12 protein-coding genes are annotated in these 12,821 nt (G+C 74.8%); 11 read left to right on the forward strand and 1 reads right to left on the reverse strand.

All coding sequences use genetic code 11. From position 1 onward, the window contains the following. The first annotated feature begins 56 nt into the window (after positions 1-56). The 6 genes from IEW03_RS12210 to IEW03_RS12235 are packed head-to-tail and all read left to right on the forward strand — an operon-like array spanning position 57 to position 6,251. The gene (locus IEW03_RS12210; protein WP_188523950.1) at positions 57-1,307 is read left to right on the forward strand and encodes a sugar ABC transporter substrate-binding protein; all 1,251 of its coding nucleotides are present in this window, start codon (positions 57-59) and stop codon (positions 1,305-1,307) included. Beyond that, on the forward strand, positions 1,304-2,263 hold the full coding sequence (locus IEW03_RS12215) for a carbohydrate ABC transporter permease (RefSeq protein ID WP_188523951.1): 960 nt from the start codon (positions 1,304-1,306) through the stop codon (positions 2,261-2,263). Before IEW03_RS12210 ends, IEW03_RS12215 begins: the two co-directional genes overlap by 4 nt. A 6-nt stretch (positions 2,264-2,269) precedes the next feature. Beyond that, on the forward strand, positions 2,270-3,082 hold the full coding sequence (locus IEW03_RS12220; protein WP_188523952.1) for a carbohydrate ABC transporter permease: 813 nt from the start codon (positions 2,270-2,272) through the stop codon (positions 3,080-3,082). Between the two features lie 34 nt (positions 3,083-3,116). Beyond that, the gene (locus IEW03_RS12225) at positions 3,117-3,920 is read left to right on the forward strand and encodes a ThuA domain-containing protein (protein ID WP_188523953.1); all 804 of its coding nucleotides are present in this window, start codon (positions 3,117-3,119) and stop codon (positions 3,918-3,920) included. A 32-nt stretch (positions 3,921-3,952) separates the two neighbouring features. After that, a complete protein-coding gene (locus IEW03_RS12230; RefSeq protein WP_188523998.1) occupies positions 3,953-5,035 on the forward strand; it encodes a Gfo/Idh/MocA family protein in 1,083 nt (360 codons plus the stop codon). Between the two features lie 22 nt (positions 5,036-5,057). Continuing rightward, positions 5,058-6,251: a Gfo/Idh/MocA family protein gene (locus IEW03_RS12235; protein WP_188523954.1), complete on the forward strand. Its 1,194-nt coding sequence runs from the start codon at positions 5,058-5,060 to the stop codon at positions 6,249-6,251. Positions 6,252-6,254: 3 nt separating this feature from the next. Here IEW03_RS12235 and IEW03_RS12240 read toward each other — a convergent pair whose 3' ends face one another. Then, positions 6,255-8,513, reverse strand: a complete 2,259-nt coding sequence (locus IEW03_RS12240; RefSeq protein ID WP_188523955.1) for a prolyl oligopeptidase family serine peptidase — start codon at positions 8,511-8,513, stop codon at positions 6,255-6,257. A gap of 164 nt (positions 8,514-8,677) precedes the next feature. On the opposite strand from IEW03_RS12240, the gene IEW03_RS12245 reads away from it, so the two are divergent. The 5 genes from IEW03_RS12245 to IEW03_RS12265 are packed head-to-tail and all read left to right on the forward strand — an operon-like array spanning position 8,678 to position 12,818. After that, positions 8,678-10,111, forward strand: coding sequence for an ATP-binding protein (locus IEW03_RS12245; protein WP_188523956.1), 1,434 nt, complete (start codon positions 8,678-8,680; stop codon positions 10,109-10,111). Beyond that, a complete protein-coding gene (locus IEW03_RS12250) occupies positions 10,108-10,566 on the forward strand; it encodes a roadblock/LC7 domain-containing protein (protein ID WP_229737950.1) in 459 nt (152 codons plus the stop codon). Before IEW03_RS12245 ends, IEW03_RS12250 begins: the two co-directional genes overlap by 4 nt. Positions 10,567-10,586: 20 nt before the next feature. Continuing rightward, the gene (locus IEW03_RS12255; RefSeq protein ID WP_188523957.1) at positions 10,587-10,964 is read left to right on the forward strand and encodes a DUF742 domain-containing protein; all 378 of its coding nucleotides are present in this window, start codon (positions 10,587-10,589) and stop codon (positions 10,962-10,964) included. Beyond that, complete coding sequence (locus tag IEW03_RS12260) at positions 10,945-11,592, forward strand: GTP-binding protein (RefSeq protein WP_188523958.1); 648 nt, start codon at positions 10,945-10,947, stop codon at positions 11,590-11,592. The genes IEW03_RS12255 and IEW03_RS12260 overlap by 20 nt, the downstream gene beginning before the upstream one ends. Beyond that, entirely contained in the window at positions 11,589-12,818 is a 1,230-nt protein-coding gene (locus IEW03_RS12265) for a cytochrome P450 family protein (protein ID WP_188523959.1), read from the forward strand. The genes IEW03_RS12260 and IEW03_RS12265 overlap by 4 nt, the downstream gene beginning before the upstream one ends. Positions 12,819-12,821: the final 3 nt, after the last annotated feature.

Consider the following 12,821-nt stretch of genomic DNA (forward strand, 5'->3'; position numbering starts at 1 on the left):
AAGGTGGAACGCATGCACCAGCACCATCGATGCGCATCGACGATGCGAGGCCGCCCATGACCGCCCGGGGCGCCCTCTGGGACGAGCGGCCCGTGTCGCGCCGCGCGGTGACGACCGCCGGTCTGCTCGCGCCGCTGGCGGCGCTGCTCGCGGGCTGCGTCGGGGGGACCGGTGCGGCGCCGCCCGGCACGCTCCGCGTCCTGGACTCCTACACGAACGCTCCCGACAACGGCATCATCGGCGCGGCGCTCGACCGGGCGGCCGCGAAGGTGGGGGTGAAGCTCGAGCGGGTCTCCGTCTCCGGCAGCTCCCTGATCCAGCGGGTGCTGCAGCAGGGGTCGTCCGGGACGCTCCCGGACATCCTCATGCTCGACAACCCGAACCTGCAGCAGATCGCGGAGACGACCGCCCTGCGGCCGTTCGACGAGCTCGGCATCCCCACCGACGGGTACACCGAGGGCGTCACCGCGGCCGGCACCTACGACGGCCGGGTCTACGGCCTGGCGCCGACCGTCAACACCGTCGCGCTGTTCTACGACGTGCGGGCCCTCGACGAGGCCGGCGTCGCGCCCCCGACCACCTGGGAGGAGCTGCGCCGGGCGGCGGCGGAGCTGACGGGCGCAGGCCGCTACGGCATCGCGTTCTGCGGCAACGCCACGTACGAGGGGACCTGGCAGTACCTGCCCTTCTTCTGGTCCAACGGCGGGGACGAGCGCGACATCGCCGCGCCGCAGGGCGCCGCCGCCCTCGACCTGCTCGCGGGCCTGGTCGGCGACGGTCACGCCTCGACCTCGGTGCTGAACTGGAGCCAGGCGGACGTCAAGGACCAGTTCGTGGCCGGCCGCGCCGCGATGATGGTCAACGGCCCGTGGCAGATCCCGGAGCTGTCGGGCGTCGACGGGCTCGAGTACGACGTCGTGACGCTCCCGCTGCGCGACCCGGGGTCGCAGGACCCCGTCGCCCCGCTGGGCGGGGAGGTGTGGACCGTCCCGGCCACGGGGGACGCCACCAAGGAGGGGCTCGCCGCCGCGGTCCTCACCGAGTTCCTGGCGGACGACTCCCAGCTGTCGATGGGGGAGCAGCGCTTCACCGTCCCCGGCAAGCCCGCCCTCGCCGACGCGTACCTGGAGCTGCGCCCGGAGATGGCGACGTTCGCCGACCTCATCGCCGGCGCCCGCGCCCGCACGGCCCACCTCGGGGCCGAGTGGCCGACGACGGCCACCGCCCTGTACACGGCCCTCCAGCTCGCCCTGTCGGGCCAGGCCGACGCCCCGGCCGCGCTCGCGGAAGCCCAGGAGTACGTATGAGCACCACCGCCACCGCCACCGCACCCTCGCGCACCGTCGCGCCGGCCCGCCCGCGCCGGCCCGGCGCCGCCCGCCACCGCCACCGCCGCCTCGTCACCGCCCTGTTCCTCGGGCCGGCCGTCGTGTACCTGCTGCTGTTCTACGGCTACCCGGTCGTCCAGAACGTCGTGATGGGCTTCCAGCAGTACACGATCTCGACGTTCTTCACGGGCGAGGCGCCCTGGGTGGGCCTCGACAACTACCGCGAGGTCCTGGGCAGCCCGCTGTTCCGCACGGCCCTGCTCAACACCGCGCTGTTCACCGTGGGCTCCATCGCCGGGCAGTTCGTGCTCGGCCTCGGCCTCGCCCTGTTCTTCCGCCGCCGCTTCCCGATGTCCGGGGTGCTCCGGTCGCTGATCCTGCTGCCGTGGCTCATCCCGCTGATCGTGGCGAGCGCCGTCTGGAAGTGGCTGCTCGACACGGACGCGGGGGCGCTGAACCGCTTCCTCGTGGGGTCCGGCCTCGTGGACACGGGGGTCCCGTGGCTCACCAGCACGTCCCTCGCCCTGGTCGCCGTGATCGGCGTGAACGTGTGGATCGGCATCCCGTTCAACACGGTCATCCTGCACGGGGGCCTGCAGAACATCCCCGAGGAGCTCTACGAGGCGGGCGCGCTCGACGGCGCCACCCGGTGGCGGGCGTTCCGGCACATCACCTGGCCGATGCTGCGTCCGGTGGTCTCCGTGGTCCTCGTGCTCGGCGTCGTCTACACCCTCAAGGTGCTGGACATCATCCTGGGGCTCACCGGCGGAGGGCCGGCCAACGCCACCCAGACCCTGGCCACGCAGTCCTACCAGCTGTCGTTCACGACGTTCGACTTCGGTCAGGGCGCCGCGGTGAGCAACGTCCTCATCGTCGTCTCCCTGGTCTTCGCGGCCGTCTATCTGCGCCTCAACCGGCGCGCCGTGGATGAGTGAGGTCCCATGAACACCGTCACCCGCCCCAGGCTCAACACCGTGGCCGGCATCGCCGTCCTCGCCGTGCTCCTGTTCCCGATCTACTGGATGGTGAACGCGTCGCTGCAGCCGAACGGCGCCACCGTCGACACCACCTGGCTGCCGCTGGACCCCGACCTGACCGGGTACCGCACGGCCCTCGCCGAGCAGGGGCCGAACCTCGTGACCAGCCTGGTCGTCGCCGTCGGGAGCGTCGTGCTCAGCCTGCTGGTCGCCGTCCCCGCCGCCTACGCGCTGGCCCAGTTCCGGCTGCGCTGGGCGAACTGGGTGCTCTTCGGCATCCTCATCAGCCAGATGATCCCCGGCATCGTCATCGCGAACGCGCTGTACGGCGCCTACGCCGACCTCGGCCTGCTCAACTCGATCCCCGGCCTGATCCTCGCGGACTCCACCGCGGGCATCCCGTTCGCGATCCTCATCTGCCGCGCCCTGATGCAGGGCCTGCCCCCGGCACTGGTGGAGGCCGCCCTGGTCGACGGCGCGGGGCCGGTCCGCGCGTTCGTCTCCGTGGTGCTGCCGATCAGCCGCAACGCGCTGATCACGGCGGCGCTGTTCACGTTCCTGTTCACCTGGGGCGACTTCCTGTTCGCCCTGACCCTCACCACGACCGAGGACGTCCGGCCGGTCACGCTGGGCATCTACAACTACCTCGGCGCCTACGTCAACGACTGGAGCTCCGTGATGGCGACCGCCGTGCTCGCCTCGATCCCGGCGATCGTGCTCCTCGTCGTCGCCCAGAAGTACGTCGCCGCCGGAGCCACCGGCGGGGCCGTCAAGTGACCTCCACGCCACCTCGAGAGATGGGAACCACACCATGACCACACCGATCCGCGTCACCGTCTGGGGCGAGAACCGCCACGAGCAGCTCGAGCCGGAGGTCGCCGCCCGCTACCCCGACGGCATGCACGGCGCCGTCGCCCAGGGCATCGAGGCCCACCTCGGCGAGGGGGTGCGCGTGCGCACCGCCACCCTCGACGACCCCGAGCACGGGCTCACCGAGGAGGTCCTGCGCGACACCGACGTCCTCACCTGGTGGGGCCACGCCGCGCACGGCGAGGTCTCCGACGAGGTCGTCGAGCGCGTGCACCGGCACGTGCTGGAGGGCATGGGCCTGATCGTCCTGCACTCCGGGCACTGGTCGAAGATCTTCATGAAGCTCATGGGCACCACCTGCACCCTGCGCTGGCGTGCCGAGCACGACCGGGAGCTGGTCTGGACGGTCGACCCGACGCACCCCATCGCGCGCGGGATCCCGCACCCGATGATCATCGACGAGGACGAGATGTACGGGGAGTTCTTCGACGTCCCCGCCCCGGACGAGACGGTCTTCCTCTCCACGTTCTCCGGGGGCGAGGTCTTCCGCTCCGGCATCACCTACCGCCGCGGCTACGGCAAGATCTTCTACTTCCGCCCCGGCGACCAGGAGTACCCGACGTACTTCCACGACGGCGTCCGCCAGGTCATCTCGAACGCCGTCGAGTGGGCCGTCACCGTGCGCCCCGAGCGCACCACGCCCACCCTCCTGCGCTATGAGACCGAGGACTTCTACCGCGGCCGGGGCTACGAGGGCGCGCTGAGCGCCGAGGCCGAGGCGGCTGCGGCGGAGGCGGGGCTGTGAGCACGCCCGTCGTCCTCGTCGGCGCCGGCGGCATGGGCCGGGCCTGGCTGGCCGCGATCCAGGCCGACCCCGGTGCCGAGCTCGCGGGCGTCGTCGACCTCGACACGTCCGCCGCCCGCGCCGCGCTGGCCGACGCCGGGCTGTCCGGCGTGCCCGTGGGCACGGACGCCGTCGCCCTCGCCCGCGAGACGGGGGCGCGCGCGGTCGTCGACGTCACCGTCCCGGCCGCGCACCACCCGGTCACGACCGCGGCGCTCGTCGCCGGGCTGCCGGTGCTGGGGGAGAAGCCCGCGGCCGCGACCGTCGCCGAGTCCCTGTCGCTCGTCGCGGCGGCCGAGGTCACGGGGCAGCTCTTCGTGGTCAGCCAGTCGCGCCGCTACAACCGCCGGCTGTTCGCCTTCCGCGAGCAGGCACGCACGCTCGGCGACCTGGGGGTGCTGACCACCGAGTTCTTCAAGGCGCCCCGCTTCGGCGGCTTCCGCGAGGAGATGGCGCACCCGCTGCTGCTCGACATGGCGATCCACCCGTTCGACACCGCGCGGTTCCTGCTGGGGGCGGAGCCCGTCTCCGTGTACTGCGAGGAGTTCAACCCGCCGTGGAGCTGGTACGACGGCGACGCCGCCGCCACGGCGGTCTTCGAGATGACCGGCGGGCAGCGCTACGTCTACACCGGCAGCTGGTGCAGCCCCGGGCGGGAGACGTCGTGGAACGGCGAGTGGCGGCTGTCCGGCGCGCAGGGCACGGCCCGGTGGGACGGCGACCACGACCCGGAGCTCGACCCGGCGCCCGACGGCGGCCCCGTGGACCCGCCCGACCCGGCCGCCGACCCGGGCGAGGGCATCGCCGGGTCGCTCGCGACCTTCCTGGCCGCCCTCGACGGCGGGCCGGTCCCGATGGGCGAGGTGCACGAGAACGTGCTGAGCCTCGTCATGGTCGAGGCTGCCGTCGAGTCGGCGAGGACCGGGTCGCGGGTCCTGCTCGACGACGTGCTCGAGCGCGCCTACCGGCAGGCGCTGGCGCAGGAGACCCGCGACGACGTGCGGGCCCGGCTCGAGTCGTGGACGTCGGTCCGCGCGGCGCTCGAGCTCGGGCGCGCGCCCGCGACCGCCCGCTGAGGCGGGAGACGAGAGGAGAAGCATGACCCAGGAGCACCACGACGCCGACCTTCCCGAGCTGGGGGTGGCCGCCGTCGGGCACTCGTTCATGGGCGCCGTGCACTCGCACGCGTGGCGCACGGTCAGCCATGTCGGCAGCCCCCGCGTGCGCGCCCGCATGCGCGTCCTGGCGGGGCGCGACCTCGACCGGACCGCGGCGGCGGCACGCCGGCTCGGCTGGTCCGAGGCCACGGACGACTGGCGCCGCGTCCTCGAGCGGGACGACGTCCACGTCGTGGACGTCCTCACGCCCGGCGACAGCCACGAGGAGATCGCGGTCGCGGCCCTCGAGGCCGGCAAGCACGTGATCTGCGAGAAGCCGCTGGCCTCGTCGGTGGCGGCGGCCGAGCGCATGGCCGCCGCCGCCCGCGCCGCGTCGGCACGCGGCGTGCGCAGCATGGTGGCCTTCAACTACCGGCAGGTGCCCGCGCTCGCCCTCGCCCGGCAGCTCGTGGCGGCCGGGCGGCTCGGGACGGTCCGGCAGGTCCGCGCCGTCTACCTGCAGGACTTCATCGTGGACGAGTCTTTCCCGCTCACCTGGCGGCTCCAGGCCGACCGTGCGGGCTCGGGCGCCCTGGGCGACATCGGCTCGCACATCGTCGACGCGGCACAGTTCGTCACGGGCCAGCTGCTCACGCAGGTGAGCGGCACGACCGAGACGTTCGTGACGCGGCGCCCCGTGGAGGCCGCCCCGGCGACGGGCGGCCTCGCGGCCCGCGGGTCCGGGGAGCTCGGTGACGTGACGGTCGACGACGCCGCGGCGTTCGTCGGCCGCGGCGACGGCGGGGCCCTCATGACGTTCGAGGCGACCCGCATGGCCACCGGCCGCAAGAACGCGATGCGGCTGGAGGTGAACGGCTCGCGCGGGAGCGTGGCCTTCGACTTCGAGGCCATGAACGAGCTGTGGCTCTACGACCGGGACCTGCCCGGGGCGGAGAACGGCTTCCGCCGCATCCTCGCCACCGAGCCGGAGCACCCGCGCCTGGAGAACTGGTGGCCCGCCGGGCACGGGCTCGGCTACGACCACACCTTCGTGCACGAGCTGCAGGAGTTCTGCGAGGCCGTGCACGGCGGCCGTGACCCGAGCCCGTCCTTCGACGACGGCCTGCAGGTGCAGCGGGTCCTCGACGCGGTGCAGCGCAGCGCGGCCGACGCGGCGCGCTTCACCGACGTCTGAGGCTCAGGCCAGCCGCTCGCGGAGGAACGTCCAGGCCAGCGCCGCCATGTGCGCGGCCTGGGCGTTGTTCGCGGCGCCCCCGTGGCCGCCCTCGACGTTCTCGTAGGACGTCACGTCCTTGCCGGTGGCGAGCAGCAGCGCCGCCATCTTGCGCGCGTGGCCGGGGTGCACCCGGTCGTCCTTCGTGGACGTCGTGAGCAGCACCGGCGGGTAGTCGCGGCCGGCGTCGAGCAGGTGGTACGGGGAGAAGGTCCGGACGAACTCCCAGTCGTCCGAGTCCGGGTCGCCGTACTCGGCCGTCCACGACGCGCCGGCGAGCAGGTGGGAGTACCGCTTCATGTCGAGCAGCGGCACCTGGATGACGACCGCCCCGAACAGCTCCGGGTACTGCGTGAGCATGTTGCCCGCCAGCAGCCCGCCGTTCGACCCGCCCTGGGCGCCGAGGTGCGGTGGCGACGTGATCCCGCGGGCCACGAGGTCGCGTGCCACGGCAGCGAAGTCCTCGTAGGCCCGGTGCCGGCGGGAGCGGAGCGCGGCCTGGTGCCAGGCCGGCCCGTACTCCCCGCCGCCGCGGATGTTGGCGACGACGTGCACCCCGCCGTCCGCCAGCCAGGCCCGGCCGACCGTCCCGGAGTAGCCGGGCAGCAGCGGGATCTCGAAGCCGCCGTACCCGTACAGCAGCGTGGGTGCGGTGCCCGGCGTCGTCGGGTCCGCCGGCCGCACCAGCTCCTCGCGCCCGACGACGAAGTACGGCACCCGGGTGCCGTCGTCGGAGGTGGCGAAGTGCTGGTCCACCACCATGCCGGTGGCGTCGAAGAACGCGGGGGCGGTCTTGAGGACCTCCGGTGCGACGGACGCGTCCTCCCTGTCCGCCTCCCCGTCCGGCCCGCCGACCGTCGCGAGGGCGAGCGTCGACGGCGTGAGGTAGCCGGTGGTCGTGAGCCACACGTCGTCGCTGTCGAGCGGGTCCACGGCGCGGGCGCCGACGGTGACGAGGTCGTCGCCGACGGGCAGGTCCGCACGCTGCCAGGCGGTGCCGGCGGTGGCGTCCACGGGCGGGGTGAGCACGTGCAGGCGGTTCTTCACGTCGTCGAGGATGTTGAGCACCAGATGGTGCCGTGTCCAGGCGGCGCCCACCAGCGACGTCGAGGCGGTGGGGGCGAACAGGACGGTGAGGTCGCGCCGCCCGGCGAGGAAGTCGTCGGCCGGGGCGGCGAGCAGCGAGCCGGCCGCGTAGGTGCGCTCCTGGTCGCCGTCGCGCGCGGTCGAGCCGTCGGGCGTCCAGTCGTCGCGCAGCTCGACCAGCAGCCACTCCCGGTGGAACCCGACCTCGGCGGACTCGGGCACCTCGATCTTCACGAGCCGCTGCCCGGGGGTGCCCACGCCCTCGACGAGGAACGTCTCCGACCGGTAGAAGGCGATCGAGCGGCTCACCAGGTCGCGCTCGAAGCCCGGCGTACGCGAGCGCCGCGCCGAGATGTACATGTCGTCGTCGGCACCCTCGTAGACCACGACGGCGTCCGCCAGCGGCGTGCCGCGCCGCCAGAGCCGGACGGTGCGCGGGTAGCCCGACGGCGTCGTGGTGCCCGCGCCGAAGTCCGTGAACACGTAGACCGTGTCCTCGTCGGCCCACGCCAGGCCGCCCTTGGCGCCCGTGCGCCCGTCGGCCCGGGCGGTGTCGCGCTCGAAGCCGCCCTCGGCCGCCGGCACGAACCGCTTGGCGACCAGGTCGAACTCGCGCGTCACGTCGGCGTCGGAGCCGCCGGGGGAGAGGTCGACGAGCGCGCGCCGCCACGGCTCGCCGGCCGCGAGCTGCTCGGGGGTCGGGCGCAGCAGCGTCGCGCCGTGCCACACCCAGCTCTGCCCCTCGGCGGCGGCCAGCGCGTCCAGGTCCAGCACGGTCTCCCACGCGGGCGCGTCGGTGCGGTACTCCGCGAGCGTCGTGCGGCGCCACAGGCCGCGCTCGTGCTCGGCGTCGCGCCAGAAGTTGTACAGGTGCTCCCCGATCCGGGACACCTCGGGGATGCGGGCGTCGGAGTCCAGCACCTCGCGCACGGCCGCCTCGGTCGCCGCGAAGCCCGCGGCCGCGCCGACGGTCGCGTGCGCGTGCGCGTTGCGCTCGCGCACCCAGTCGAGCGCCTCGGCGCCCTCGACCTCCTCCAGCCACGGGTACGGGTCGTGGTCCGGGTCGAGCGGTGTGGCGGGCGGGCGCCCGGGGGTCGTGGCGGGCGCGGCGGCGGACGCGAGCTGCTCGGCGGTCATGCTCGGCACCCTAGCGGCCGGTCGTCTTTCACCCGGGTGAAGAGCGTGGTAGAAACTCCGGACCAGGGCTTTTGTCCTGCTACGAACGTTTCAGCGGGTTTGCGGGAATGGTCGGTCGTCGGAGACCGACCGGGCGTCCCGCGTCCCGCCTCCCAGGGGGTGCGGTGAGCAAGACAGCCAGTTCGCGCGCGACGACGCGCGTCGTCGCCTGGGCCTGCGCGGCGGGCGCGGTCGTCTGCGTCGCCGTGTCCTGGCCGCCCGCCGCCCGCGCGTCGGGCGACACGTGGGCGCCCCTCGTCGCGGTCGCCCTGGTGCTGGTCGCGGCAGGGCTGCTGACCGTCGCGGCCGCCCGTGCCACGTCGGACGCCCGCACCCTCGGCGCCCGGCACGACGAGCTCGCGGCCCGCCTGCGCGAGGCGGAGGCGGCCCTCGGGGAGGCGACGGCGGCCCTCGCCGCCGAGCAGGAGGCCCGGGCCGACCAGCGCGCGACGGTCGAGACGGCCGTGGTGGCGCTGAGCCGCAAGGTGCAGGCGTCCGCCCACCGCATCCAGGAGGAGGCGGCGCGCATGGTGCAGCGGCACTCCGCCGACCCGGACGTGCTGCAGACGTCCATGCGCATCGACCATGCCGCCGCGCAGCACGCCCGGCAGGCGCAGAACCTCGTCGCCCTGTGCGGGCGCCGCCCCGGCCAGACCTGGGACGAGCCGCTGGCGCTGCCCGACGTGGTCAACGCCGCGGCCGGCCGCATCACCGCGTTCCAGCGCGTCGACGTCTCGGGCGACCCTGGCCTCGCCGTCGTCGGCCGGGCGGTGGAGCCGCTGGTGCACGTGGTCGCGGAGCTGCTCGCCAACGCGACGCAGTGCTCCCCGCCCAGCACCCGGGTCCTCGTCGTCGTGCGCCAGGTGCAGCGCGGCGCCGTCATCGAGATCGACGACGGCGGCGTCGGCCTGGCGCCGAGCGAGCTGGAGCGCGTCCGCGAGGTCGTCTCGGGCGCGCGGCCCGTGGGCATCGCCGACCTCGGGGAGGTGCCGCAGACCGGGCTCGCGGTCGTGGGCACCTACGCGCGGCTCCTCGGGCTGCGGGTGGACCTCGTCGAGTCGGTGTACGGGGGCCTGCGCGCCGTCGTCCTGGTCCCCGGGCAGCTCACGACGGCCGCGGCCGCCGCCCCGGGTGCGCTCGCCCCGAGCGTCGACGACCCCCGGGCCGAGCCGGTGTCCGCCGCCCCGTCCGTCGTCCCGCCGCCCACCGGAGCGGGCACCGGCCCCGTCGCGACCGGCCCGGCCCGGCCCGCACCAGGCCGGGCCGCGCCTGCCGAGCCGCGGCCCGGTCAGCAGGCCGCCTCGACGCCGTCGCTCCCGACGCTCCCGCAGCGCCGGTCCAGGCGCGCGCCGGGGGCCACCACCGCGGGCACGCCGGCCGTGCCGGCGCCGGGTATCGCCCGCCCCGAGCCACGACCCCCGGCGCCGCAGCAGACCGCCGAGGAGGCGGGGGCCTGGATCGGCGCGTTCTTCTCGGGCGGCGACTGCGCGGAGCCCCAGCCCGACCACGACAGCCAGGAGCCGTCCGTCGCGACGGACGGGAACTCGGAGGACAGATGACGACGCAGACCACGGGCGGATCGCCGCAGGGCTCACCGCCGGCCTCACCGGGGGCGCAGGCCCATCCCGACAGCTGGATGCTCGACCTGGTGGCCGGGGTGCGGGGCGTCCGGCACGCGGTGGTGCTGAGCTCGGACGGCCTGGTCAAGGTCCGCACCGACGACACGGACCCCGACACCGCCGACAAGGTCGCGGCGGCGTGCGCGGGCCTCGTCGCGCTGGGCATGAGCATGGGCCGCGAGTTCGGCGCCGGCCACGGGCTGCGCCAGGTGCTCGTCGAGTTCGAGGGCGGCTTCCTGTTCGTGCGCGGCGCGGGCGACGGGTCGCGGCTCGCCGTGGTGACCGACGCTGCGGTCGATCCCGGGCTCGTCGCCCAGCAGATGCAGGCCCAGGTGCTGATGATCGGCGAGCGGACGCTGCGCACCGACCCCGCCGAGCACACGACCGGGCGCTGAGCGCCCTGAGAGGCGGGACGATGCCCGTTCAGAAGCCCGTTCAGAAGCCCACGGACGGCTACCACGACCACCCGGTGCGCTCGTACGTCCTGACCGGCGGACGCGCGCACCCCACCCGCAACACGCTGCGCCCGGAGACGCTGCTGTGCGCCGTGGACGACGGCCGGGAGCTGCCGCTCGGTGCCGGCCGCCACGAGCGGGCGCTGCTCGAGACCTGCCGCGGCACGCTCTCGCTGGCGGAGCTCGCCGCGTACCTGCGCCTGCCCGCCAGCCTGGTCGCCGTCCTGGTCTCCGACCTGATCGACGCCGGCTACCTGGCGGTGCGCTCCGGCGGGGCGCACGACCTGCCCGGCATCGACCTGCTGGAGGAGGTGCTCGATGGCCTCCGCAACTTCTGAGCCGGACGCCCTGGTGCAGGATGCCGTGGTTCCGGACGCCGCGGCGGGTGCCCAGCACCTCGCGCCCACCGTCGTGCGGTCGGTGAAGATCCTCGTGGTGGGCGCGTACGGGGTCGGCAAGACCACCCTCATCGGCGCCGTGAGCGAGATCCCGATCCTCAGCACGGAGGAGACGATCACCACCGCCAGCGTCGGCGTGGACCCCCGCCTGGGGGCGAAGTCGACGACGACGGTGGCGATGGACTTCGGCCGCGTCACGGTCGGGGGCGAGACCGCGCTCTACCTGTTCGGCACCCCGGGCCAGCGCCGCTTCTGGGACCTGTGGGTCGGCCTCGCGGACGGTGCGGTCGGCGTCCTGCTGCTCGTCGACACCCGCCGGCTCGAGGACAGCTTCGAGGTGCTCGACCAGCTCGAGGAGCACACGCAGCTGCCGGTCGCCGTCGTCGTCAACGAGTTCCCGGGCGCGCCGGCCCACGCCGCCGAGGACGTGCTGCGCGCCCTCGACCTGCCCCTGGACACGCCGTTGGTCTCCGGCGACCTGCGGGGCCGGGCCCAGGCCGTGGAGGCGCTCAGGGCCCTCGTCGCGCACGCGGTGCGGCTGCGGTCCGCCGAGAGCTCCGCGGCATGAGCCTGACGGCGGCGGGCCGCGTCGTGCGGCTCGAGGAGGTGGCGGACCGGCCGCTGCTGGCCGACCTGGCCGGCGCGCCCGACCCGGCCGCCCGGTACGAGGCGCTGCGCTCCTGGTGGGGCGCGCTCGCGCCGGTCGACCTCGAGCCGGGCGTCCCGGCCTGGCTGGCGCTCGGGTACGACGAGGTCGCGGCCGTCCTGCGCAACGAGGTCCTCTTCAGCCGCGACTCCCGGAACTGGCGCTACGAGGCCGAGCGGCTGCTCGCCTGGCAGTCGCCCACCCGCGCCCTGCTCGCCCAGCGCGACAGCGCCCACGACCGGGACGGCACCGAGCACCGCCGGCTGCGCGCGCCGCTGGCCGAGGCGCTCGACGCCGTCGAGGAGAAGCGCGTGCTGCGCACGGTGCACGTCGCGTGCACCTCGGTGCTCGACCGGCTCGCGGCCCGCGGCACCGCCGACCTGGTGGCCGACGTCGCCGTCGACGTCCCCGTCCGGGTGCTGGCGGACCTGCTGGGCATGAACCTCGCCGACGCGCGCCGCATGCACGAGCTCACCGGGGAGGTCCGCGCGGGCTCGCCGGGGGCGCACGCCGCCGCCGGCGAGATCGAGAACCTGCTCGCGACGTTCGTCGCCGGGCGCCGCGCCGAGCCGAGCGACGACGTCACCTCGGCGCTGCTCGCGCACGCCGGCCACGAGAACGACCTCGAGGTGATGGGCGCCGTCGGCCTGGTCTTCGCCACGGCGCACGACGCCGAGATCGCCTGGATCGCCACGGCCCTGCAGCGGCTGCTCGCCGACCGGGCGTTCGCGGCGCGGCTGCACGGCGGCCGGATCTCCCTCGACGACGCCCTGGACGAGGTGGCACGCGACGCCCCGCCCCTGCCGCACCTGCTGCCCCGGTTCGCCCTGGCGGACGGGGAGCTGGGCGGCCAGCCGATCGCGGCGGGCGACGCCGTCGTGCCGGCGGTGGCCGCCGCGAACGCCGACCGGGCCGTGCAGCCCGTCGACCCGTGGGAGCAGGTCGACTCGCGGTTCCAGCTCACGTGGGGGACGGGCGCCCACGCCTGTCCCGCGCACCGCACGGCGCCGCTCGTCACGCGCACGGTGGTCGGGCACGTCCTCGCGCGGGTCGCGGACATGGAGCTGACCGTCGCACCGGCCGAGCTCCGGCCGGTGCGCTCGGCATGGGTGCGCTACCCCCGCGAGCTCCCGGTCCGCTTCGTCTGAGGC

It is taken from the genome of Isoptericola cucumis (assembly GCF_014635665.1).
Lineage (GTDB): Bacteria > Actinomycetota > Actinomycetes > Actinomycetales > Cellulomonadaceae > Isoptericola > Isoptericola cucumis.